This is a genomic window from Hymenobacter sp. ISL-91 (assembly GCF_018613725.1).
Lineage (GTDB): Bacteria > Bacteroidota > Bacteroidia > Cytophagales > Hymenobacteraceae > Hymenobacter.
In genome coordinates, this window is the sequence record NZ_JAGGPS010000016.1 from 76837 (window position 1) to 99156 (window position 22320).

General features: G+C 58.4%; 22 protein-coding genes. 11 read left to right on the forward strand and 11 right to left on the reverse strand.

Annotation, left to right across the window (positions count from 1 at the left end; genetic code table 11):
• Positions 1-21: 21 nt before the first annotated feature.
• From recG to mutY, 4 genes are all read right to left on the reverse strand, one after another.
• A complete protein-coding gene (gene recG, locus J7E24_RS08280; protein ID WP_215137047.1) occupies positions 22-2118 on the reverse strand; it encodes an ATP-dependent DNA helicase RecG in 2097 nt (698 codons plus the stop codon).
• Positions 2119-2234: 116 nt separating this feature from the next.
• Positions 2235-2831: a gliding motility lipoprotein GldD gene (gene gldD / locus J7E24_RS08285; RefSeq protein WP_215137049.1), complete on the reverse strand. Its 597-nt coding sequence runs from the start codon at positions 2829-2831 to the stop codon at positions 2235-2237.
• Between the two features lie 123 nt (positions 2832-2954).
• Positions 2955-3377: a single-stranded DNA-binding protein gene (locus tag J7E24_RS08290; protein WP_215137051.1), complete on the reverse strand. Its 423-nt coding sequence runs from the start codon at positions 3375-3377 to the stop codon at positions 2955-2957.
• Positions 3378-3473: 96 nt separating this feature from the next.
• A complete protein-coding gene (gene mutY / locus J7E24_RS08295) occupies positions 3474-4574 on the reverse strand; it encodes an A/G-specific adenine glycosylase (RefSeq protein WP_215137053.1) in 1101 nt (366 codons plus the stop codon).
• Between the two features lie 196 nt (positions 4575-4770).
• Between mutY and J7E24_RS08300 the strand changes: the two genes are divergently transcribed.
• The 3 genes from J7E24_RS08300 (at position 4771) to J7E24_RS08310 (ending at position 8111) form a co-directional block, all read left to right on the forward strand.
• Complete coding sequence (locus J7E24_RS08300) at positions 4771-5073, forward strand: HU family DNA-binding protein (RefSeq protein WP_088465066.1); 303 nt, start codon at positions 4771-4773, stop codon at positions 5071-5073.
• A 91-nt stretch (positions 5074-5164) separates the two neighbouring features.
• Complete coding sequence (locus J7E24_RS08305; RefSeq protein WP_215137057.1) at positions 5165-6082, forward strand: tetratricopeptide repeat protein; 918 nt, start codon at positions 5165-5167, stop codon at positions 6080-6082.
• A gap of 421 nt (positions 6083-6503) precedes the next feature.
• The gene (locus tag J7E24_RS08310) at positions 6504-8111 is read left to right on the forward strand and encodes a ribonuclease E/G (protein ID WP_215137058.1); all 1608 of its coding nucleotides are present in this window, start codon (positions 6504-6506) and stop codon (positions 8109-8111) included.
• A gap of 227 nt (positions 8112-8338) precedes the next feature.
• Here the strand turns inward: J7E24_RS08310 and J7E24_RS08315 are convergent, their stop codons facing one another.
• Entirely contained in the window at positions 8339-9010 is a 672-nt protein-coding gene (locus J7E24_RS08315; RefSeq protein ID WP_215137060.1) for a porin family protein, read from the reverse strand.
• Between the two features lie 87 nt (positions 9011-9097).
• Here J7E24_RS08315 and J7E24_RS08320 point away from each other — a divergent pair, with 87 nt between their 5' ends.
• From J7E24_RS08320 to J7E24_RS08335, 4 genes are all read left to right on the forward strand, one after another.
• Complete coding sequence (locus tag J7E24_RS08320; protein WP_215137062.1) at positions 9098-10132, forward strand: gliding motility lipoprotein GldB; 1035 nt, start codon at positions 9098-9100, stop codon at positions 10130-10132.
• 124 nt (positions 10133-10256) lie between these two features.
• Positions 10257-11795: a YifB family Mg chelatase-like AAA ATPase gene (locus J7E24_RS08325; protein WP_215137064.1), complete on the forward strand. Its 1539-nt coding sequence runs from the start codon at positions 10257-10259 to the stop codon at positions 11793-11795.
• 87 nt (positions 11796-11882) lie between these two features.
• The gene (locus tag J7E24_RS08330) at positions 11883-12926 is read left to right on the forward strand and encodes a quinone-dependent dihydroorotate dehydrogenase (protein WP_215137066.1); all 1044 of its coding nucleotides are present in this window, start codon (positions 11883-11885) and stop codon (positions 12924-12926) included.
• A gap of 285 nt (positions 12927-13211) precedes the next feature.
• Positions 13212-13625, forward strand: a complete 414-nt coding sequence (locus J7E24_RS08335) for a DUF4332 domain-containing protein (RefSeq protein WP_215137068.1) — start codon at positions 13212-13214, stop codon at positions 13623-13625.
• A 289-nt stretch (positions 13626-13914) separates the two neighbouring features.
• Here the strand turns inward: J7E24_RS08335 and J7E24_RS08340 are convergent, their stop codons facing one another.
• The gene (locus tag J7E24_RS08340) at positions 13915-15027 is read right to left on the reverse strand and encodes an acyloxyacyl hydrolase (RefSeq protein ID WP_215137070.1); all 1113 of its coding nucleotides are present in this window, start codon (positions 15025-15027) and stop codon (positions 13915-13917) included.
• Between the two features lie 260 nt (positions 15028-15287).
• Between J7E24_RS08340 and J7E24_RS08345 the strand changes: the two genes are divergently transcribed.
• From J7E24_RS08345 to J7E24_RS08360, 4 genes are all read left to right on the forward strand, one after another.
• On the forward strand, positions 15288-16049 hold the full coding sequence (locus J7E24_RS08345; protein WP_215137072.1) for a porin family protein: 762 nt from the start codon (positions 15288-15290) through the stop codon (positions 16047-16049).
• Between the two features lie 253 nt (positions 16050-16302).
• Positions 16303-16905: a porin family protein gene (locus J7E24_RS08350; protein WP_215137074.1), complete on the forward strand. Its 603-nt coding sequence runs from the start codon at positions 16303-16305 to the stop codon at positions 16903-16905.
• On the forward strand, positions 16905-17699 hold the full coding sequence (locus J7E24_RS08355) for a porin family protein (protein WP_215137075.1): 795 nt from the start codon (positions 16905-16907) through the stop codon (positions 17697-17699). The genes J7E24_RS08350 and J7E24_RS08355 overlap by 1 nt, the downstream gene beginning before the upstream one ends.
• 152 nt (positions 17700-17851) lie before the next feature.
• On the forward strand, positions 17852-18511 hold the full coding sequence (locus J7E24_RS08360; protein ID WP_215137077.1) for a porin family protein: 660 nt from the start codon (positions 17852-17854) through the stop codon (positions 18509-18511).
• Between the two features lie 64 nt (positions 18512-18575).
• Here the strand turns inward: J7E24_RS08360 and J7E24_RS08365 are convergent, their stop codons facing one another.
• The 5 genes from J7E24_RS08365 to J7E24_RS08385 all read right to left on the reverse strand — a co-directional run bounded on the left by J7E24_RS08365 (position 18576) and on the right by J7E24_RS08385 (position 22297).
• Positions 18576-19940, reverse strand: coding sequence for a dipeptidase (locus J7E24_RS08365; protein ID WP_215137079.1), 1365 nt, complete (start codon positions 19938-19940; stop codon positions 18576-18578).
• 71 nt (positions 19941-20011) lie between these two features.
• Positions 20012-20422: an STAS/SEC14 domain-containing protein gene (locus J7E24_RS08370; RefSeq protein WP_215137081.1), complete on the reverse strand. Its 411-nt coding sequence runs from the start codon at positions 20420-20422 to the stop codon at positions 20012-20014.
• 42 nt (positions 20423-20464) lie between these two features.
• Entirely contained in the window at positions 20465-20908 is a 444-nt protein-coding gene (locus J7E24_RS08375) for a hypothetical protein (RefSeq protein ID WP_215137083.1), read from the reverse strand.
• Positions 20909-21070: 162 nt separating this feature from the next.
• Complete coding sequence (gene plsY, locus J7E24_RS08380) at positions 21071-21712, reverse strand: glycerol-3-phosphate 1-O-acyltransferase PlsY (protein ID WP_215137085.1); 642 nt, start codon at positions 21710-21712, stop codon at positions 21071-21073.
• Positions 21713-21910: 198 nt separating this feature from the next.
• Positions 21911-22297: a transposase gene (locus J7E24_RS08385; RefSeq protein WP_317195627.1), complete on the reverse strand. Its 387-nt coding sequence runs from the start codon at positions 22295-22297 to the stop codon at positions 21911-21913.
• Positions 22298-22320 lie beyond the last annotated feature (23 nt).

Genomic DNA, 22320 nt, shown 5'->3' on the forward strand with positions numbered 1-22320 from the left:
TATGCCCGGTAGTTTGGTGCCTTAGCTGATGCGGCTCCAGTTGACAGCCGTAGCGGGCAGGCTCTCAATGTGGTGGCGGATGGCCTGGTTGGCGGGCAGGGCCAGGTTGGGGTCGGCCTCCAGCAGGGCTTGGGCCGCGGCCCGGCTCTCGCTCAGAATGCGGCCGTCCTTGGCCAGGTCGGCAATTAGCAGATCCAACACGCCGCTTTGCTGGGTGCCCATCAGGTCGCCGGGGCCACGTAGCTTCAGGTCGATGTCGGCAATTTCGAAGCCGTTGTTGGTGCGCACCATCGTTTCAATGCGCGTGCGCGAATCCTTGCTGAGCTTGTAGCCGCTCATCAGTATGCAGTAGCTCTGGTCGGCACCACGGCCCACGCGGCCCCGCAGCTGGTGCAGCTGCGAGAGGCCAAACCGTTCAGTACTCTCAATCACCATTACCGAAGCGTTAGGCACGTTTACCCCCACTTCAATTACAGTCGTGGCCACCATAATCTGGGTTTGCTTGTCCACGAAACGCTGCATTTCGGCGTCCTTCTCGCCGGCCGTCATGCGGCCGTGCACAATGCTGATCTGCAGTTCCGGAAAGGCGCGCGCCACGCTCTCGTAGCCGTCCATGAGGTCCTTGTAGTCAGCCATGGCCTCACTTTCCTCAATCAGCGGGTACACGATGTATACCTGCCGGCCCAGCTTTACCTGGTCGCGCAGAAACTGGAATACTTTCAACCGGTTCGAGTCGAAGCGGTGGACCGTAACGATGGGCTTGCGGCCGGCCGGCAGCTCGTCAATTACGCTAACATCCAGGTCGCCATACAGCGTCATGGCCAGGGTGCGCGGAATGGGCGTGGCCGTCATCACCAGCACGTGGGGGATAACGTGGGGGTTTTTCTGCCAGAGCTTGGACCGTTGCGCCACCCCAAACCGGTGCTGCTCATCCATGATGGTGAGGCCGAGGTTCTTGAACTGTACCACGTCTTCGAGCAGCGCATGCGTGCCCACCAGAATGTGCATTTCGCCCGAGCGCAGCTGCTCGTGCAGTACCCGGCGGGCAGCCGTGCGGGTCGAGCCGGTCAGCAGCCCTATTTTCAGGCCCAGCAGGTCGGCAAATTCTTTCAGGCCGGAGTAGTGCTGGTTGGCCAGGATTTCGGTGGGAGCCATCAGGCAGCTCTGGGCCCCATTGTCGGCCGCCATCAGCATCGAGATGAACGCTACAATGGTTTTACCCGAGCCCACGTCGCCCTGCAGCAGCCGGTTCATCTGCTGGCCGGCGCAGAAGTCTTTGTAGATGTCGTGGATAACCCGTTTCTGGGCCCCGGTTAGGTCGAAGGGCAGCACGTTTTTGTAGAAGTGCACCAGCGTGGGCACCTCCTTGAAAATCTGCCCGGCCAGGCTCACTTTGCGCTGGTCGCGCTGGCGCAGCAACTTGAGCTGGATGTAGAACAGCTCCTCAAACTTGAGCCGGAAACGGGCCGTTTGCAGCAAATCGGGCGTTTGCGGGAAATGAATCTGCTGTAGCGCCGTCGCCTTGCTCATCAGCCCATATTGCTCGATGAGAGCCGGCGAGAGGGTTTCCTGCACGTGGGGCAGGGCCAGCTTTAGCAGGTCGGCCACCATGCGGGCAATGGCCTTGCTATCTACCCGATGGTAATTTTTGAGCTTTTCCGACGTGTTGTACACCGGCTGCAAAAAGCTCTGGCCGGGCTTCTGCTCGGTTACTTCCTCCAGCTCAGGGTGGGCCATCTGGGGCCGCCCGTTGAACATCGTAGGCTTACCGAATACGATATATTCCTGGTGATTCTTGATGATTTTCTCCAGGTAGTTTACCCCCTTGAACCACACCAGTTCCAGTTCACCGCTGGCGTCGGCCACCTTGGCCACCATACGCTTCTTGTGGCCCTCGCCAATCACCTCCCGGTTTCGCAGAATGCCCTTAATCTGCACGTACGGCATATCGTCGTGCAAGTCCACGACGTTGTAGAACTGGGTGCGGTCGAGGTAGCGGAAGGGGTAGCGCTGGATCAGGTCGCCGTAGGTGAACAGCCCCAACTCCTTCTGCAGCAGCTGCGCCCGTTGCAGGCCCACACCCCTCAGGTATTCAATTTTGGTCTGAAAAAAACTCATTGGTTGAGCTCCAAGCTACCAGCTTCAAGCCGCAAGCTTTCGAGCGGAAACTGGTTTAACAGGTAATGTATTCAGTAAAAACGAAGGCTTGTAGCTTGAAGCCGGCAGCTTGAAGCCTACTTAAAGCGCAACGTATTCAGCAAATGAATCATGTCCTGCTTGACATATTCGATAACCGGGGCCAGCGAGTCGTTGGCTGTAGCGGTCCGGAAATATAGCGCCCCCCGTAGGAAGTGGCGGGTGCTGTCGGTGGTATAGAACTGGAACTGGCTGGGTACCTCGCCCTGCAGCTCGAACACCGTAGCGCGTAGTCCGCCGGGCATCTGCAGTACCCGCTCGTCAATGGCCGATGCCTTAATTTCGTGCTTGCCGGTGAGCTTGCGGGCATCTTCGAGCAGGCGGTTGAAACTCTTGCGGTCGGCCCGCACATCGGCGTAGGTGAGCTGCACGTTGGCCTTGAGCTGGGGATAGTACACGTTTATCCAGTGCGGCTGGGCCAAATACGACGAGTCGCGCAGGATTTTGGCTGCCCGCGAGTACTCAAACGTGTACGGCCGGCCCGGTGCCAACTGCTGGTAGCTGTGGGCCGGCAAATCGATGCGGTTATAGCCTTTGGGCTTGGGCGTAAAATCGGGAGCCGAAGTGCAGCCGCCCGCCAGCAGCAAGCCAGCCGCAGCCATACACCAGAAGCCTGAAAAACGGGAAGCGACCATGCAGCAAAATCGGGAGGAGTGAAGAGGTAAAGGTAGCCACGAAATGCCACGCAACGCGCCCGCCCGCACGCAAAAAGCCCCGGCCAGGCCGGGGCTTCGGTGTAAGAATGCGAGTGCGGCAGTTTAAAACGGTAGTTGGTCGAGTTCAGGCTCTTGGCGGAAAGTAACAGGCTCTTCGGCTACCGCCGCGGCAGCGGGTTGGGCCGCCGTGCCGGGCCGAGAGCCAAGCAGCGAAATTTCCTCGGCGACTATTTCGGTAACGTAGCGGGTCTGGTTGTCCTTATCCTGGTACTGGCGGGTTCGGATGCGCCCCTCTACATATACCTGCTGGCCCTTGTGCAGATGCTTCTCGGCCAGCTCGGCCAGGCCGCGCCAGGCCGCAATGTTGTGCCACTCAGTCCGCTCGATGCGCGTACCCTGCTTGTCTTTATAATACTCATTGGTGGCCATCGTGAAGTTGGCTACTGTCGTGCCGCCCTCCAAATGCCGTACCTCCGGGTTTTTGCCTAAATGGCCAATCAGAATAACTTTGTTGACGCTTGCCATACGATTAGCGTTGAAGTGATTATGTGAAAAGTGAGAGCTTGAAATCAACGTATTAAAGATAAGAAATAATAGGTTAATGCCAAAATAATTGGCTGTTTAAATTTGCCTTGTGCTAACATAATTAGTTATAAGAATCGATTTGGGCAATTGCTCAATCTCCGCGCTGCGGTAAGCAGCTAGCCCTGCTGTTGCAGTATCAACCGGCAATGGTTCAGCCAGCCACACTTCATGGAACCGCGCTTCCACCTTCTGATGGCTCAGCACGTGACGGGCGGCCACGGCGGGTTCCTCGGCCCGGTCGGTAGCCACGCGCCCGCCCAACCGTTCCACCTCCGCCAGCAGCTGCGCTCCGGCTAACTCTGCCGACTCCGTTTCGTGGAGGGCGAAATCGTAGAGGCCCTCCCAAATGTCTTTCGGGCCGCGCTTGCGCAGATACACCGTATCGGCGTGGCGTAGCACCAAGTAATGAAAGTAGCGGGTGCGAGCCGCCTTCGCCTTGCTTTTTACCGGCAATTCGGCCACCATGCCATGCTGGAAGGCAAAGCAACGGCTCTGCATGGGGCAAAACATACAGTCGGGCTTGGCAGGCGTGCATTGCAGCGCCCCAAACTCCATAATTGCCTGGTTGAATTCGGCCGGCTGGTCGGCCGGAATCAGCTGGTCGGCCAGCTGTTGGAACTGCTTGCGGCTGGCGGGCGCAGCAATATCGTAGTGCAAGCCAAACACCCGGGCCAGCACTCGGAACACGTTGCCGTCGAGCACGGCTACCGGCTCATCGTAAGCAAATGAAGCCACGGCAGCGGCCGTATACTGGCCCACGCCTTTCAATAGCAGCAGTCCGGCATAAGAGTCAGGGAACTGACCACCAAACTCGGCTACCACCTGCTGGGCCGTGTAGTGCATGTTGCGGGCCCGCGAGTAGTAGCCCAGGCCCTGCCAGTGGCGCAGCACTTCGTCGGATGGGGCGGCGGCCAGGGCCTGCACGGTAGGATATTTGTTGCTGAAAGTCAGGTAGTAAGGAAGGCCCTGCTTCACGCGGGTTTGCTGCAGAATAACTTCCGACAGCCAGATGAAGTACGGGTCGCGGGTGTGGCGCCAGGGCAGGTCGCGGCGGTGGCGCGGGTACCAGGCCAGTAGGGCTTGGGCGAACCAGGAATAGGAATCCGGCGTTGCAGATGCGGAAGAAGAAAGGTCCAAGGTTTTGATATATAATTAGTTGAATGAAGAGTAGGGGGAAAGGCAGATTGCAGCGTAACGGTTTGTAATCCCAAAAAAGGGGGCTACCTTTGTGGCCCTCAAAACGTGGGCAAACTCTTACCGGGCAAGTGCTTACGTTTTCAGGATGGCGCTCTGTGCCAACCCTTATTTTTTCACCCTTAGTACACTTACCAGCGTGACTAAAGCAGAAGTAATTGCCGAAATTGCCGACAAGACCGGCATCGAGAAAGCCGACGTATCGGCTACCGTAGAAGCCTTCTTCAAGGTCGTAAAAGACTCGATGGCTGACGGCAACAACATTTACGTGCGTGGCTTTGGCTCGTTCGTTAACAAGAAGCGCGCGAAGAAAGTAGCCCGCAACATCTCGAAAAATACGTCCATCATCATCGACGAGCACTTCATTCCGAGCTTCAAGCCCTCGAAGACGTTCATCGGGAAAATCAAAAACAGCAAGAAAATCAAAGAGATGGCTGCCTAAGCAGGTAGTCACTTTCCGTTGCCGGCCGGGTCGCCGGCAGTCCCTGCGCGCAGGATACCCCGGCGACCCGCCTTTTCCCCCCGCCCACTCGATGGCCCTCAGTACTTCTTCTTCCAAGCACCAATTACTGATTCTGGCTTTGGCCCTGGCCCTTATAGCCGGCTTGTTTCTGTTGCCGAAGGTGATTGTGAAGCCCAAAGATGGCCAGCCCACGCTGGCCCAGGACGGGGCCGCCAACCGCGACCAGGGGGCAGCTGCCCCCGCCGTGGGTGAACTCGACGAGCATGGCCACCCGGCCGGCAGCCACGACGAGCCCAGCGGCCCGACTGCCGAAAAGCCCCACATGACGATGCCCACCGCCCAGCGGCGGGAAATCAATACGCTGGTGGCCAAGTACACAGCCGAGGCTGACCAGGGCGCTAAAATTGGCATAGCCCGCGAGTTGGCCGAGAAGTATAAAGCAGTAGAGCGTTTTGATAGTGCCGGTTACTACCTAGAGCAGATTGCCCTTGTACGACCCGGTGAACAGACTTTCCAGCGCGCTGCCGACCAGTACTACGAGGCCTATAGCTTTGCTACCACCGAGGCCCGGCAGAAACTGCTGGGGGCCAAGTGCCGCGAGCTGTACGAACGAGTGCTGAAAAACAACCCCGACAACCTCAATGCCAAAACCAACCTCGGCATGGCCTACATGGCCAGCGAGAATCCGGTGAAAGGCATTACCCTGTTGCGGGAAGTTTTAGCGACCGATCCGCGCAACGAGCAGGCCCTGTATAACCTTGGCTTACTGGCTGTTCAGAGCAATCAGTACGACAAAGCGGCCGAGCGTTTTGCCGAGTTGGCGGAAATCAATCCGAAAAACGTCAACGCACAGTTCTATCTTGGCGTTTCGTTAGCCCAAACGGGTGCGAAGCAGGAGGCTCGCAAAGCCTTCCTCGCCGCCAAAAGCATCAGTTCCGATCCGGCGCTGGCGGCGTCGGTAGATGAGCAACTGCAAAAACTCCAGTAAATGAGTTGTCAGTTGCTGGTTGCTGGTTGTTAGTTTGCTTATAGAACTGATAGCCGCGGCTGACATCTGACAACGAATGACTGACAACTAAATAAAACTCAACCACTTAACCCCAACAACATGCCTTGCGGTAAAAAAAGAAAGCGTCATAAGATTGCTACTCACAAGCGGAAGAAGCGTCTGCGCAAGAACCGTCACAAGAAGAAGTAAGCCCCAACGGGGTTTGCTGACAGTGTTTCTCAGTGAAGAAACGCTTGTCTATTTCTCACTTAGGTTCTTCCGAGAGTGGCCAGAAACGTGCTTTCCCCGAGGCTGACAAGGGAAGCCGGTGCCCATGTGCGCCGGCTTCCCTTTGCGGGTTTCGGGGCCGACAGGTTGATTGCCGCTACCATTCGGGGGGGCCTTTCTAAGGCTTAATCCATTGAGTAACGAATTAATCATTAATTCTACTCAGGACGGAGAACGGATTGCCCTGCTACAGGATAAGCGGCTTATCGAATACCATTTCGACCGCAATGACACGGCCTACTCGGTTGGTGACATTTTCCTGGGCACGGTCAAGAAAGTTATGCCCGGTCTGAACGCCGCGTTCATCGACATTGGGTATCAAAAAGACGCGTTTCTGCACTACGGCGACTTAGGGGAGAGCTTCCCCTCGCTCATGAAGTGGAGTAAAGGCGTTCAATCGCAGAAAATTACCGTCGGTGCGCTGAAGACTTTTCAGTTTGAAGCGCCCCTCGACAAAGTAGGGAAAATCGATACCGTACTCAAAAAGGGCCAGCAACTGGTGGTCCAGATTGTAAAGGAGCCGATTTCAACCAAAGGTCCGCGCCTGTCTACCGATATTTCGATGGCTGGCCGGTATCTGGTGCTGGTACCGTTTTCCAACACCATCAGCGTGTCTAAAAAAATTGTCAGCCGCACGGAGCGGGACCGGCTTAAGCGCCTTATCGCCTCCATCAAGCCCGACAATTTCGGCGTAATTATCCGCACCGTGGCCGAAGGCCGCGAGGTGGCTGAGCTCGACCGGGACATGCAAAACATGACCGAGAAGTGGAACACGCTGCACGGAAACCTGAAGGTGGGCAAGCCCAACGACAAGATTCTGGGCGAGCTGGGCCGCACCTCTTCCATGCTGCGCGACATGCTCAACGAGTCGTTCGATGCCATTACCGTGGACTCGCCGGCGCTGCATGAGGAAATGCGCAGCTACCTGCAACAGATTGCCCCCGACAAGCTTGGATTGCTGAAACTACACACCGGTAAGGTGAAAGTATTTGAGCAGCACGGCATCGAGAAGCAACTCAAAACGCTGTTTGGAAAGGCCGTAACGGCCCCCGGCGGCGGTTACCTGGTTATCGAGCACACCGAGGCCCTGCACGTTATCGACGTGAACTCGGGAAACAAGAGCAACCAGGAAGGCGACCAGGAGGCTACGGCGCTAGCCGTAAACCTCGCGGCCGCTAAGGAAGTAGCCCGCCAGCTTCGGCTGCGCGACATGGGCGGCATCATCGTAGTCGATTTCATCGATATGAAATCGGCTGAGAGCCGCAAGAAGGTAGAGGACGCGGTGCACAGCGTGATGAAACACGACAAGGCCCGCTATACCATCCTGCCCATCACCAAGTTTGGTTTGCTTCAGATTACCCGGCAGCGTGTGCGGCCGGCCGAAGCCATTGTAACCGGCGAGGTGTGCCCCACCTGCGGCGGTACGGGCAAGATTTCGGCTTCCATCCTCGTGACGGACGAAATCGACAACAGCATCGACGACCTGCTGGTAGCTCAAAACCAGTCGGGTATTACACTTTCGGTGCACCCTTTCCTGCACGCCTACTACACCAAAGGGTTAGTAAGCCGGCAGATGAAGTGGTACCTGAAGTATTACAAGTGGGTAAAGGTGATGAAAGACACCAGTATGGGTCTCACCGAATACCGCATCGAGGACGAAAACGGCGAGGAAATCGAGCTGCATTCGGCCGCGGCGGCCATGAGCCGGTTGCAGGACCGGGAATTGGAAATAGTTGACTAATTAACTGCATACTGACGGATTTTTTCTGCGAAAAAAACTCCTCCTGATAGAAGAAACCCCCGCGCGGCTCAGAGCAACGCGGGGGTTTTTCGTTGAGGTTGGTACGGGGAGAATGTCATTCTGAGCAGCGCGAAGAATCTCGCGTGCAATGGCAAACCTGTCGTAAGAAATTACTTTGGCACGCGAGATTCTTCGCTGCGCTCAGAATGACACCCGTTTCTGAACCTCTAAAACTTAATACCAAAGTCCAGCGCGAACTCGCTGTTTTTCAGCTCGGCGTCTTTAATACCCGCGTTTTCTTCAAAGTACTTATCGATGTTGAGCAGGCCGCGGTGGTAGCTGGCGCCGAGTAGGAAGCGGGTGGTCTGGCCCAGCTGACGCTCGATGCCGGCCCCAAGGCGCAGGTTGGCATCGGGGATGATGACGTGCTTGGTGGCTTTGGTGCGGCTGCCCGTTACGGGACTGGTGTAGAATTTGTCGCCATCGACGCGGGCCCCGATAACGCCGCCCAGCGCCCCGCCGAGCTGGAAATACACCTTGGTGTCTTCGGCTACGTCGTTGGTGAACAGCTTTACCGTGAGCGGCACCTGCAGGTACTGCAGGCTCAGCTTCTGCTCGTAGCGTCGGCGGCTGGCCCCATCGAAAAAGCTAACCGTGCCGCCCTTGCCTACTAACTCCAGACCGGTGCTGAAGGCGTAGTTCTGCCCGAAAAAGTAGTCGACGATGAGGCCACCGCCTAAGCTGAACTTGGCGCTTTCGTTCTTTAGCTCGTCGCCGTTGGGCGAGGCGGCACGCAGGCTGGTGAGCGAGGGCGATACCTTGAGGCCGATTTCAACCTGGGCAGACGCTGCGCCGAGCGTGGCGGCGCTGAAAAGAAGGGCAAGCAGAGCCTTTTTCATAAAGGGAGAGGAAAAGCGTTGACGAAGACCAGGCGCCGACGATAGGCCGGCAGATTTGGCTACTTTTGATTCAAAGATAGAACCGTGATGCATATTTCTGCCCGTTTGCGTACCCTGCTGCTCGTGGCGTCGGCCGCTGCTGGTTTAAGCCTGGGGGCCTGCGCGAATAACGACGAACGATGTGAGCTGAGCCCCGAGGTAGCCAAGGTAGAAGCCCCCGTTACGCTCGAACGGCTAGAAGCCCCTTTTTTCAAGCTGAAAACGCCTGCTGGCGCCGAGCAATTTCTGCAAAACAACGGCCTGTTCGCGCGGCAGTTTCTGCAGGCCGGGCAGTACCCGCCGGGCGTGCTGAGCGCCACGCTGACCCGGCTGGCCACCAATGAGGGCCTTCAGAAGCTGGGCGTTCAGGCCGACAGCACCTTTCGGGGACCCGGGCTCCAGCAGAACCTGACGCAGCTGTTTCAGCATGTGCGCTACTATTACCCCAGTTTTCGGGTGCCGCCCATAAAAACCTTTGTGAGCGGGCTGAGCCAGGATTTGTTCGTCAACGACAGCCTGATTGTGCTCAGCACCGACTACTTCGTGGGGCCCACGGCAGCCTACCGGCCCAATGTGCCCGCTTACATTCAGCGGCGCTACACCCCCGAGCACTTGGTGCCGGGCTTGGCGCTGGCCATCAGTACCAAGTACAACCAGAAGCCGGCCGCCGGCCAAACCATGCTCGGCGAAATGCTGCACTTTGGCAAGGCCCTGTACTTTGCCGAGCAAATGCTGCCCTGCACCCCCGACTCGCTGCTGATTGGCTACAGCGCCGCCGAAATGGCGGGCGTAGGGTTCAACGAGGGGAAGATATGGGCCCACTTTATCGAGAAGAGCCTGCTTTACAATACCGCCCCATTTACCATCCAGAAGTACATTGGCGAACGGCCTAATATTCCGGAAATTGATAAAACGGCTCCCGGCAGGGTGGGGGCCTGGGTGGGCTGGCAGATTGTGCGCAAGTACATGGCCGAAAACCCCCAGGTAACGCTGCCCCAGCTGATGGAGGAGAAAGACGCGCAACGTATCCTCAACCAGTCGCGCTACCGCCCCAAGGTAAACAGTGGGCGCGTGAATAGCTGAGGCCAGGGAGCCAGGAGATAAACGAGCGAATTTCGCCCGGTTGCCCTACGCCTGATATATTGCCGAGAATATGTAGTTGCTGCGCTCCTTTCCCTACTCCTTCACCTGCCTAACCCTCCGCCCTATGCTCACGAAAACGTTTGGCTCGGCCGTGCAGGGCGTGAATGCCTACACGATTACCATTGAAGTGGTTGTGTCGCAAGGAACCGGGTTTTTCGTGGTGGGATTGCCCGATAATGCCATCAAGGAAAGCCAGCAGCGGGTAGAGGCGGCCCTGAAATTCCGGGGCTACCGCATGCCGCGTACCAAAGTGGTGGTGAACATGGCCCCGGCCGATATTCGCAAAGAGGGCTCGGCCTACGACCTGCCCATCGGTTTGGGCATTCTGCACGCCTCGCAACAGCTGGATACCGACCGGCTGGCCGACTACGTAATTATGGGCGAGCTGGCCCTCGATGGCGAGCTGCGGCCGATAAAAGGCGTGCTACCCATTGCCATTCAGGCCCGCAAAGAAGGCTTTAAAGGGCTGATTCTGCCCCGCGAGAATGCCCAGGAAGCGGCCATCGTCAACAGCCTCGACGTTATTCCGGTGGGCACGATGCAGGAGGCGGTTGACTTCCTGGAGGGCCGGCTAGAAATTGCGCCCGTAACGATGGACACGCGCAACCTGTTCCAGCAAACAGCCAACCAGTACGAGGCCGATTTTGCCGACGTGCAGGGCCAGGAGAACATCAAGCGGGCCCTGGAAATTGCTGCCGCCGGGGGCCACAACGTTATCATGATCGGCCCGCCCGGCGCGGGCAAAACCATGCTGGCCAAGCGCCTGCCCAGCATTCTGCCGGCTCTTAACATGCAGGAGGCGCTGGAGACCACCAAGATACATTCGGTGGCCGGCCGGCTTGGCAGCCACGCCTCGCTCGTGCATACCCGGCCTTTTCGGGCCCCGCATCATACTATTTCCGATGTGGCCCTGGTAGGAGGGGGTAGCAACCCGCAGCCGGGCGAAATCTCGCTGGCCCACAACGGCGTGCTGTTTCTCGATGAGCTGCCCGAATTCAAGCGCACGGTGCTGGAAGTGATGCGCCAACCGCTGGAGGAGCGTCGGGTAACTATTGCCCGGGCCAAGCTGAGCATCGAGTTTCCGGCCAATTTCATGCTGATTGCCTCCATGAACCCCTGTCCCTGCGGCTACTACAACCACCCCGAAAAGGAGTGCGTGTGCGGCCCGGGCATGGTGCAGAAATACCTGAACAAAGTGAGTGGCCCGCTGCTCGACCGGATTGACCTACATGTGGAGGTAACGCCCGTTACGTTCGACCAGATGACCGAAACGCGCCCCGCCGAAACCAGCCGGGCCGTGCAGGTACGCGTGGCCGAGGCCCGCCAACGCCAGGCCGTACGTTTCGAGAGCTTTCCCGACATCCATTCCAATGCCCTGATGCCTTCGCAGATGGTGAAGGACATTTGCCGCATCGATGATGCGGGCCGTGCGCTGCTGAAAACGGCCATGGAGCGTCTGGGTCTTTCGGCCCGCGCCTACGACCGGATCCTGAAAGTAGCCCGCACCATTGCCGACCTGGCCGCTGCCGAACACATCGAGCTGCCCCACCTGGCCGAGGCCATCCAGTACCGCAGCCTCGACCGGGAGGGCTGGGCCGGATAGGGCGAAGTAGGAAGGGACGAAAGATGCGACTCTTCGCAGCGCTCCGGATAGCATCTTTGCCACTGTTGCCTCATCACTTCGCCGTTCATGTACCACGCCCTCGTCAAGCCGCTACTGTTCAAGCTCGATGCGGAAAAGGCGCACCAGTTGGTGTTCGACAACCTGAAGCGGGCCCACAAGCTGCCGGGCGCACGGGCCCTGCTACGTGGCCTCTACGACCTGCGGCACCCCAACCTGGAGCGCGAAGTGCTGGGGCTTCCCTTCCGCAACCCGGTGGGGCTGGCCGCGGGTTTTGATAAGAATGCCGAGCTGACCGATGAATTGGGGGCCTTGGGCTTCGGCTTTGTGGAAATAGGAACAGTAACGCCCCGCCCCCAGCCGGGCAACCCCACGCCCCGGCTGTTCCGGCTCCCGGCCGATGGCGCGCTCATCAACCGCATGGGTTTCAACAACGACGGGGCCGAAGCCGTGGCCGCGCGCCTGCGCCACCGCCGCGACCGGGGCCTGATTGTTGGCGGCAACATTGGCAAGAACAAGGACACGCCCAATGCGCAGGCCGCCCACGATTACGTAGCCTGCATAGAAGCCTTGCACGAGGTAGTAGACTATTTCGTGGTCAATGTATCGTCGCCGAATACGCCCAACCTGCGGGCCCTGCAGGAGCGCGAGCCGCTAATTGAGCTGCTCCAGCAGGTGCAGGAGCGCAACCAGACGCTGCCCACGCCCCGGCCGCTGCTGCTCAAAATCGCGCCCGACCTCACCGACGCTCAACTGGATGACATTCTACTCATTGCCCGCGAAACCAACCTCAGCGGCCTCGTAGCCACCAACAGCACCATTGCCCGCACCGGCCTGACGACGCCCACCGCCCATGTGGCCGCGTTGGGGGCTGGCGGGCTGAGTGGGCGGCCACTGCGGCAGCGAGCTACCGAGGTTATTCGCTACCTAAGCCGCCACAGCCGCGGGCAACTGCCCATTATTGGCGTTGGCGGCATTCATTCGGCGGCCGACGCGCGCGAGAAGCTGGAGGCCGGTGCCTCGTTGTTGCAGCTCTACTCGGGCTTTATTTACGAAGGCCCGGGGCTGGTAAGGCAAATTAACAAAGCTTTGATTACTGCTGACAAACGCTAAGTGTTTTTCGCTCGAGCACTTGATGCAATAGCGGATCTGTTCTGTGCCGCGACTGATTTAATGGGTTTGTTATTTACGATATTGACGAATACTTTAAATAAATTTTGAACTAGAAAAATATTGAAAATAAATATAAGTACTTTGTTAACAATGCTATATAAGAATTGTATTTGAATGATTAATTGCTTTCAAGGTGGGGTTAGTGGCTTATTTAATTTGTTTTTTAATTATATTTTCTCTATATTTGCAGTATATCAAATTCATACTTCCACTTAATCTTATTAAATGCTTTACGCCATCAATGAAATTACCAGTATTCCTGACAACCAAATAAAGAAGCTGCACGAGCAAGGTATTAAAACGGCCGATGCACTTTTAGATGCCGCTCGTACTCCTGCTGACCGGCGCGCTCTGGCTTCGGCTACGGGTATCGAAGAAATCAAGATTTTTAAGTGGGTCAACTATGCCGATCTGTCGCGCATCGATGGCCTGGATCCGGATTTGACAACGCTGCTCGAAGAGGTGGGCATCACCACGATGCTCGACTTGCGTGGCCGCTCGCCATTCAGCCTGCATAGCAAAATGGTTTCCACGAACCAGAAGCGCAATTTGGTAGATCAGGTGCCGGATATGCTGCACATGGCCGACATCGTGAATCATGCTAAAAACATGGAGCCCGAAGTAGCCTACAAGGACTAACGAAGTAGCGCGCCGGACCAGCCAACGCCATCCCTCCCGTTTCGGTCGGCTGTATTCCTTAACTGTACCCTCTCCGCCAGCGCGTATGCTTCAGTGCAAAAGCGCCACCCTGTTTACTGGGTGGCGCTTTTTGTGTTGCTAATACAGGCCAACCGGCGTTTGGGCCCGGCAACACCCTAGGGCTGATGCCGGATTTGGGCACATATGGGCGTTGCAGCCAGATAAGCAGCGGCTGATATGACGGCTGAACCGACTGCCGCTTCGTTTTAGCCCGGAGCCGGCTGCGTAGCTACAGGCGCATACCGAGCCGCCACTCAATTACATCGGCTGCCCCCCGGTGCACCTTCAGGTCGACGCTGCCGAATACGCGGGGCGTGATGTGGTACTTGAGGCCTAGCCGCTCGTAATAGAACTTGTTGGACTTATAGGGATTATAGATATAGAAACCCAGGTGCGAAACGAAGGCGAGCCGCCCAAAGAGCAGCTCGTGCCCCACGTAGGCTCCGGCCTTCTTCACGTCGGTCAGGCGGTCGGTGGTGCGGGCCGAGTCGCGCTGCTGGGCATTCAGGCTCCGGTCGTAGAAGCCTTCGAGGCCGACGACGACGTTGGATTTGCGGTTGATGCGGCGGCCCGCAGCCAGGGTTACCGCGTTTACCAGGTAGCGCTGGCCGTCCGACTGGCTCCACTGCTTCCAGCCAGCCGATGTGCTGATGTTGAAGAAGTTACGCCCCACATCTTCGGGCATTGGCTCGGGTGGCTGGCCCAGGGGGCGGAAGGGGCGCTGCTGGTGGTAGTTGAGGCCCACCAGCACCGTGGGCAGGTTGATGCCGAAGTTGGGCTTGGTAGTAGCTCCGTTCGAGTAATGGTTCAGCCCCAGCCCCAATAGCAGTCCAACCTGCTCGCTGAGGGCTATATCGTACTCCAGGCGGGCCTGGATAGTGGCGTTGAGCCCAGAGCTGATGATGTTGTTTTTATGGTTGGTGGCCTGGTCGAAGTGCTTCGGGAAGTAGCCCACACCGGTGCCGATGCGAAAGTTGAGCTCGGTGCGCTGGCTGCGCCAGAAGGATTTGTTGAGGTAAAACCCGGCTGCGTAGGAGCGGCCCAGCGTGGGATTGTGGTAGTCGTAATACGTGAGGGCCAGGCCTACTTTGGGGTAGCGGTACCAGGCGTGCCAGGGCGCGCTGCCGTTGGTTTGGCGCTGCACATTCAGCTCGATGCCCGTTGGGTGGGACACCGCCAGGTGACGGATGGAGGGCGTATGCGGAATGATAAAACTGCCCAGCCCATGTACCCCCACCACCAGCGGCCCCGCTGGTACGCTGGCCGACTGTTGGCCCCGGGCCTCTTGCAGGGCCAGCACCGCCAGCCCGCCAACCAGCGCCAAAACGTACCGATTCATCATAAAAAACGTGCGGGCATAAAGGTCAAAAGTAGTCAAATGCCTCCAAAGCGCAGGCCGGAAACCCGAGGTATTTCAACTTTCGGCAATGCGTTAGCAATGTGCTGATTAGCCGGAAACCACTGATTTTCAACTGTGTTAACCTTTACCACGAGGCAACCTTGCCTGCCACTTTTACGATATGAGGCCCTGAAACCACGAGGAGCATGACTGTGATAGGCGGCGAAGTGGTTGTAACCTGTGTTTTAAACTTTCTTACGATTATGAAAAAAGTTGCTCTCCTGGCCGCTATTGGCGTTGCCTCCATTTCTGCTGTACAGGCTCAGGACGCCGGTGGCTTCCGTATCGGGCTGAAAGTTGGTGGTACCTACTCCAACATCTCGGGCGACAATGTAGGCCAGATTACTGGTGCCAACTACAGCGCCGACCTGGGCGACTATAAGCTGGGCTACAATGCCGGTATCGGCGTAAGCATTCCGATTTCGTCCGACGGCTTCTTCTCCTTCGCACCCGAGCTGCTGTACAACCGCAAAGGCTACGAGCTGACCTCTACCCAGTCGAGCGGATTCAACCCGGGTACGGTAAATGGCAAGACCATTGACAAGCAGGAAACCGAGCAGCAGCGCGTGCTACACTACCTCGATGTGCCGTTGCTGGCCCGGATCAATGCTGGTGGTCTGTTTTTTGAGCTCGGCCCGCAGGTAAGCTACCTGTTTGGCTCGAAGGTGAAAAACCAGGTAACGACCAAGTACACGGACGGCAGCAAGGACAAAGTAGAAAGCAATAGTGGCTTCCGCGACTACACCGGCGTAAGCCGCGACGATGCCTACAAGTCTGACCTGGCCCAGTTCGATATCAGCGGTGTGGCCGGTGTGGGCTACATGACGGAGGGCGGCATCAGCCTGGGCCTGCGGTACGCCCGGGGCTTCAACTCGCTCATCGACACCAAAGACCAGGATAACGAGCCCAAGGCCTTCAACAACGCCTTCACCCTGCAGCTCGGCTACCTGATTCCGACCCGCTAAACCGGCGCTCCGCGTCGCTCGATATAAAGGCTGCTTTCCTGCTGGGAAGGCAGCCTTTTTTTGTGTGCCTATATGCCAGATAAACAGGCGCTCTGGGCGTGTCTGCTATGTGTCCGCTAACCAGGCGGGCAACTGGCCGGCGCCTGAAACAGGCTTGTGTGCCTCGGAGAAACGGCTTCGGGAAACGATGGACTACAAACTTTCCGCGTAGCTTCGCCCCCGATTTTGCAGTCTATTTCCGAAGCCAACGCGCATGAACAAGCTATTTTTTTCTTTGATACTAACCGGGGCCACTGTAGGGCTGTCGGGTACGGCCGTGGCTCAGCGCAACGTGTCGCTGGGCCTGAAAGCAGGCGCTTCACTGTCCAATTTTGTGGGTAAGGATGCCAAGGCCTACAAGGACATTGTGGGGTTCCAGGCCGGCGGCTTCGCCAATATCGGCTTCACCAACCTATTCGCCTTTCAGCCCGAAATCATCTACTCCCGCAAGGGCGCCAAGCTCGAAACGCCCGACCTGACCACGCGACTCGACTACGTAGATGTGCCGCTGGCCTTCCATGTCAACGCCGGTGGGCTGTTCTTTGAGGCAGGGCCGCAGGTGGGTTTCCTGGTATCAGCAAAGGACAAACTCGGCAATGCGACCGTCGATGTAAAGGATGCCTATAACACAGTCGATTTCGGCTACCTGTTTGGGTTAGGCTACCAGCGCAAAACCGGCCCCGGCATCGGGCTGCGCTACAACGGTGGCTTTACCAACGTGCTTGAGTCGGCAACAGTCGGTAACGTTACGTTTCAGAACCAGCGCCGTAACAGTGTGTTCCAGCTCTACGCCACGTTCTCGTTTCAGGGCCGCTAATGCCACCGAACCGCGTTTTTGCCTGGCCCATGTTGCTCGTGGGCGGGCTGCTACCTGCCCTGTTGCTGCTGAGTACGGCAGCTGCGGGGCAGCGGGTGCTGCTGGGCCTGAGAGGCGGCGGGACTTTTAGCAACGCTATTGGCCCCGATGCTACGGCCAGCCGGCTGCGCCTGGGAGCCACTGCGGGGCTGCTGGTGCGCCTGGAGCTGCCTGCGGGCCTGGCGCTGCAGGCCGAAGGGCTGTACGCCCAGCGCGGCGACAACGGCGCCAGCTACGGCTTTTCGGTGGGCCACCGCCTCGACTACCTGGCCGTGCCGCTGCTGCTGCAGTACCACCGCGACGGGCTGTTTGTGGAGGGCGGCGTGCAATACGGCCACCTGCTGCGGAGCACTCCCAACGAGCCACCCGCTTTCCGGCTGAGCGAGCTGACCTTTGAGCCAAGCGACCTGAACTTTGTGCTGGGCATCGGCTTTCAGGACAGCTCGGGCGTATCGGTGGGTTGGCGCTACGTGGGCGGGCTCGATAACGTGTTTCAGCCCGGCCAAATAAGTGGTACCGGCCAGCGCCAGCTGCGCAACAGCAGCCTGGAGCTGTACCTGAATTACGTGTTCGAGCCCCGGCAGGTGGGCCAGCTTACCGTAGCCACTGGCCGGGGCATCGGGCGGGGCGCACTTGGGGCAGTGCGGCTGATAGGCCGGGCACCGAGCGCGCTGTTGCGGGCCGTGCAGCGGCGCCAACGTCCGCCCGCCCCAGCACCAACTCCTGTTGCCACGCCGCCCGCCCTGCCCGAGTAGTTGGCCTATACCAGCACAAGTCATCAGAAAGCACATCAGAACAGCGCATTCGGCCGGCCGGTATGCGCCAGCTAAGAAAACACGCTAATCTGGCACGCTTTTCGTCCTGCTCGTGTTTGTACCCACTTTTTTCAACTAAACGGGTTTCTCCTATGAAAAAGTCTCTGCTGGCTGCGGCCGCTCTGCTCGCTACTGTTGCTGTTACCGAAACCAAAGCGCAGGGCATCCGCCTGGGCCTGAAAGGCGGTGCCAACCTCTCCAACCTTTCCGGCGACCTGGTTAACAAGGATGGCTACGACTACAAAACCGGCTTCCACGGCGGCCTGATGCTTAATGTTGGCCTGATTGACGACGGTTTCCTCTCGCTGCAGCCCGAGGTGCTGTACTCGCAGAAAGGCTACGAGTACGACAGCAACCAGGCATTCGGCACGTTCCGCCGCGAAGGCGACGTCACGTATAATTACATCGACGTGCCGGTGCTGCTCAAAGTGAAAGCCGGCAACCTGTTCTTCGAAGCCGGCCCCCAGTACAGCTACCTGCTGAAAGTAAAGGACGAGTCGACCCGTTCGCTCGGCGGTACCGTAATTGCCCGCACGGAGGCCGAGCGCGACCTGAAAAACGTAAACCGCAACGAGTTCGGTTACGTGGCCGGCCTGGGCTTCCAGTCCGATTCGGGGGTACTGCTGGGCGTCCGCTACAACGGAGCCCTCACCGATTTCGCCAAGAACGACAGCTACAACAACGGCGAACTGACCAACGCCCGCAACCAGGTGTTCCAGGTTTCGCTGGGCTACCTGCTGCCCGGCCGGTAAGCAGTAGCATTCCACAGAAAAGGGCTTTTCTGTGGAATGCTACTGCCATAAAGCGCCAAAGGGCTTACTTCATGGCCGCCGCATAGTTCTGGTAGAAGTGCGGGATGGTTTCGATGCCCTTCATAAAGTTGAAGACGCCGTAGTGCTCGTTGGGCGAGTGAATGGCATCGGAATCGAGGCCGAAGCCCAGCAGTACGGTGTCGAGGCCCAGCTCGGTTTTGAACATGGCCACGATAGGGATGGAACCGCCACCGCGGGTGGGAATGGGGCGCTTGCCGAAGGTGGTTTCCATGGCATCGGCGGCCGCTTTGTAAGCCACCGAGTCGGTGGGGGTTACTACGGGCTCCCCGCCGTGGTGGGGCTTTACCGTTACCGTTACGCCGCTGGGCGCAATACGGGTAAAGTGCTTCTGAAACAGGGCCGTAATTTCGTCGGAGGTTTGGTTGGGCACCAGCCGCATCGAAATTTTGGCGTAGGCCTTGGAGGCAATAACCGTTTTGGCACCCTCGCCGGTGTAGCCGCCCCAGATGCCGTTCACATCGAGCGTAGGCCGGATGCCCACGCGCTCAACGGTGGTGTACCCTTTCTCGCCGTACACGTCGGGCAGGCCGATGCTCTTTTTGAACTCGTCGTCGGAGTGCGGTACGCGGTTTAGCTCCTCGCGCTCCTCGGCACTCAGCTCGGCTACGTTGTTGTAGAACTCGGGGATGGTGATGTGGTTGTTCTCATCGTGCAGCGAGGCAATCATCTTACAAAGCACGTTGATGGGGTTGGCCACCGCGCCGCCGTAGAGGCCCGAGTGCAGGTCGCGGTTGGGGCCGGTTACCTCTACCTCGTGGTAGCTCAGGCCGCGCAGGCCCACCTCAATGCTAGGCTCATCGTTGGCCAGCATGCCGGTATCGGATACCAGAATCACGTCGGCCTTGAGCTTCTCCTTGTTGGCCCGCACGAAGATGCCCAGGTTGTTGGAGCCCACTTCCTCTTCGCCCTCAATCATGATTTTGATGTTGCAGGGAAAGTCACCGGCCTGCTTCATCACCTCCAGCGCCTTCACGTGCATGTACACCTGGCCTTTGTCGTCGCAGGCGCCACGGGCATAAATCTTCTCGTTCTTGATGACCGGCTCAAACGGCGGCGAATCCCACAGCTCGTAGGGGTCGGCGGGCTGCACGTCGTAGTGGCCGTACACGAGCACGGTGGGCAGGCTGGGGTCCACCAGTTTCTCGCCGTACACGATGGGGTTGCCGGCCGTAGGGCACAGCTCCACATTATCGAGGCCTACTTCCTCGAAGCGGGCTTTGAGGTAATCGGCGGCCTTTAGCACGTCGCCGTGAAACTTAGGGTCGGCCGAAACCGACGGAATCCGGAGCCAGTCAATCAGCTCGGTAAGGAAGCGGTCCTGGTTTTCTTTCAGATAGGTCGTATCCATATGAAGGGAGGCAAGTGGGGGTAACTATTGGCTGTACAAATGCGTGTGACTATGGGCCGAAGCTCAGCAACTTATCTGGCGTTGCATTGCCGGAGCCATTGCATGGCCGCCTGCTCGTCGCTGAACATCTTCACCTCAAACGCTTTTAGCTGAGCGTAGAAGGCCTGGGCCGATTCGTCGGCCAGCGAGTCGGGCGTGGTAACCATGGCAAAGTAGCGCAGGCCGGCGGCGGCGGCGTTGGGGGCCCATTCGTTCAGCACCCACTCCAGCGAGTGGTCCCAGGGCCCGATAACCTTGCGCGTGTCGTTGAGTACGCAATAGAAGCCTGCTTCGGCCAGCGCCGTAGTGTAGGCGTGGGCACCAGCCTTAATGCTCTCAGCCGTAAGATAACCTACCCAGTCCACGGCAATCCAGCGGTTAACCGTGTCATCCTCCACCGTGATATAGGGCCGGCCCAGGGAGCTTTTGAGTTCTTGTTTCATAACAACGGCAAAGGGAAGCAGCAAAGAGAATAGGAGAGAGTATTAGCCAGCGGCTGGCCCGTGCAATGCCTGCTGCAGCCAGTGCTTGGCCTCAGGCAGGGTGCGGTAGTGCACAACCTCAATGGTGTAGGCGTCGGCGTTGGCGGTGTTGGCCGTATAGCCCTGCACCGACATCTGGCCAAACACGCTTTCGGGCGACACAAAGCTCACGTGCCGGATGCCGGCGGCGTGGGCCCGGGGATTCCAGTCGGTGCGCAGCCAGTGCTGGTCGTCGGGCGTGACGGCACTGACCAGGCGGGTATCGGCCAACCAGCCCAGCGGACGAGTGCGGTGACTTTCCTCGATGTAGAGCGCTAGGCCACGGTCCATGAGCGACTGAAACTGCTGCCGGTTGGCAAAACTGTGCCACTGCACAATCAGGCAGGGCACTTCGGGGGCCAGCAGCATGCTGCCGTATGTTTCAGTAATCAGAATCCTGTCGGGCACGGGCAAAGAGAAGGGTACGGCGGGAAGGAACAGGCTGGCCGGCCGGTGCTACGCACCGGCATCGGTTCCCGCGCAAACATACCGAAATCAGCCCGTATGCCCAAGCTGCGCCGGAATCCTGTTGCTGCCAACGCCAGGGAGTGTCTCTCCGGGGAATGTATGCTATTTCGTGTCCCAGGGCATGGGCACGCGGCTTTCGGTACCGGCCCGCAAACGGCCGATGTTGGCGCGGTGGGTGTAGACGAGCAGCGCCGCCAGCACAAAGCCAAACCAAAGCAGCAACGAGTTATTGGGCCGGAAGCCGGGCAGCAGCTGCAGCAGCGCAAACGTAACGCCGGCGCTCATGCTGCTCAGCGACACGTAGCGCGACACCAGCAGCACCACCAGAAACACTAGAATGCACACGCCCACCGTGGCCGGGGCAATGGCCAGCATCATGCCCAGCACCGTGGCCACGCCCTTACCGCCCCGGAAACCCGCCCAGATGGGGTAGATGTGCCCGACCACTGCCAGCACCCCGCAAGCCAGCTGAAAGTAAAGCAGCTGCTGAGGCAGAATGGCGCCCTGGTTCAGCATAAGGGTAGCCAGCGAGGTAGCGGCCCAGCCTTTAAACACATCAATGGCCATCACAAATGAACCCGGCTTTTTGCCCAGCACCCGGAAGGTATTGGTGGCCCCCGAGTTGCCCGAGCCATGCTCGCGAATGTCGAGCCCGAAGAAGGCCCGCCCTACCCAAAGAGCCGTCGGGATGGAGCCAATCAGGTAAGCGGCCACCAGCAGGCCAAGCACTAACGGTAAATTCATGCGGAAGGGAAGGAGGGGAAGGACGGGTAAAGATAAGCCGCGGCGCGAAGCTTCCGCAACGCGCAGCATTACCGACGCGCCTAAATACTTTCGTTCGACGATATATGGGCAGAAGCTTAGCCGGGCTGTGGTTCGCACTACACGCAAAAAGACCCGGCAGCTTAGCTGCCGGGTCTTCCATTGAAGCTGTTTAAGTAGTCATGCAAAAGTAATCGTGTATTGTTTGCCGACGTTGGTTAAGACGTCTTCGAGTCGTTGGAGCAGTGTTTGGTCGGTGGCATAGTCTTGTGGCCTTATCCAGTAATGCTTGCAGCGGTGCCAGAGCAATTCGATGTGGTTGAGTTCGGGACTGTAAGGGGGCAAAAACAACAGGCTCAGGCCTGCCGCTGCCCACTGTTTGTGGCAGGCCTGCACCACGTGGGCTTTGTGAATGGAGGCGTTGTCAAGCACCAGCACCGTAGGACCGCTGAGCGTTTGACAGAAGTCGTGGACAGCCAGCACAAACAAGTCGGCTGTCAGGCTGCCTTCGCGCAGATAGGCTTGCACGGGCTGGCCTGGCACATGCGCCTGCCAGAAGCCCAGCACCGAGTGCCCGCCCCGTCCGCGCA

Bases quoted from the DNA above. Each gene is read 5' to 3' on its own strand.
- J7E24_RS08325 (WP_215137064.1), top strand. From the start codon at position 10,257: ATGCTCACGAAAACGTTTGGCTCGGCCGTGCAGGGCGTGAATGCCTAC.
- J7E24_RS08340 (WP_215137070.1), bottom strand. From the start codon at position 15,027: ATGATGAATCGGTACGTTTTGGCGCTGGTTGGCGGGCTGGCGGTGCTG.
- J7E24_RS08360 (WP_215137077.1), top strand. From the start codon at position 17,852: ATGAAAAAGTCTCTGCTGGCTGCGGCCGCTCTGCTCGCTACTGTTGCT.
- recG (WP_215137047.1), bottom strand. From the start codon at position 2,118: ATGAGTTTTTTTCAGACCAAAATTGAATACCTGAGGGGTGTGGGCCTG.
- J7E24_RS08345 (WP_215137072.1), top strand. From the start codon at position 15,288: ATGAAAAAAGTTGCTCTCCTGGCCGCTATTGGCGTTGCCTCCATTTCT.
- J7E24_RS08350 (WP_215137074.1), top strand. From the start codon at position 16,303: ATGAACAAGCTATTTTTTTCTTTGATACTAACCGGGGCCACTGTAGGG.
- J7E24_RS08330 (WP_215137066.1), top strand. From the start codon at position 11,883: ATGTACCACGCCCTCGTCAAGCCGCTACTGTTCAAGCTCGATGCGGAA.
- J7E24_RS08315 (WP_215137060.1), bottom strand. From the start codon at position 9,010: ATGAAAAAGGCTCTGCTTGCCCTTCTTTTCAGCGCCGCCACGCTCGGC.
- J7E24_RS08335 (WP_215137068.1), top strand. From the start codon at position 13,212: ATGCTTTACGCCATCAATGAAATTACCAGTATTCCTGACAACCAAATA.
- J7E24_RS08365 (WP_215137079.1), bottom strand. From the start codon at position 19,940: ATGGATACGACCTATCTGAAAGAAAACCAGGACCGCTTCCTTACCGAG.
- J7E24_RS08370 (WP_215137081.1), bottom strand. From the start codon at position 20,422: ATGAAACAAGAACTCAAAAGCTCCCTGGGCCGGCCCTATATCACGGTG.
- plsY (WP_215137085.1), bottom strand. From the start codon at position 21,712: ATGAATTTACCGTTAGTGCTTGGCCTGCTGGTGGCCGCTTACCTGATT.
- J7E24_RS08305 (WP_215137057.1), top strand. From the start codon at position 5,165: ATGGCCCTCAGTACTTCTTCTTCCAAGCACCAATTACTGATTCTGGCT.
- gldD (WP_215137049.1), bottom strand. From the start codon at position 2,831: ATGGTCGCTTCCCGTTTTTCAGGCTTCTGGTGTATGGCTGCGGCTGGC.
- J7E24_RS08320 (WP_215137062.1), top strand. From the start codon at position 9,098: ATGCATATTTCTGCCCGTTTGCGTACCCTGCTGCTCGTGGCGTCGGCC.
- J7E24_RS08290 (WP_215137051.1), bottom strand. From the start codon at position 3,377: ATGGCAAGCGTCAACAAAGTTATTCTGATTGGCCATTTAGGCAAAAAC.
- J7E24_RS08355 (WP_215137075.1), top strand. From the start codon at position 16,905: ATGCCACCGAACCGCGTTTTTGCCTGGCCCATGTTGCTCGTGGGCGGG.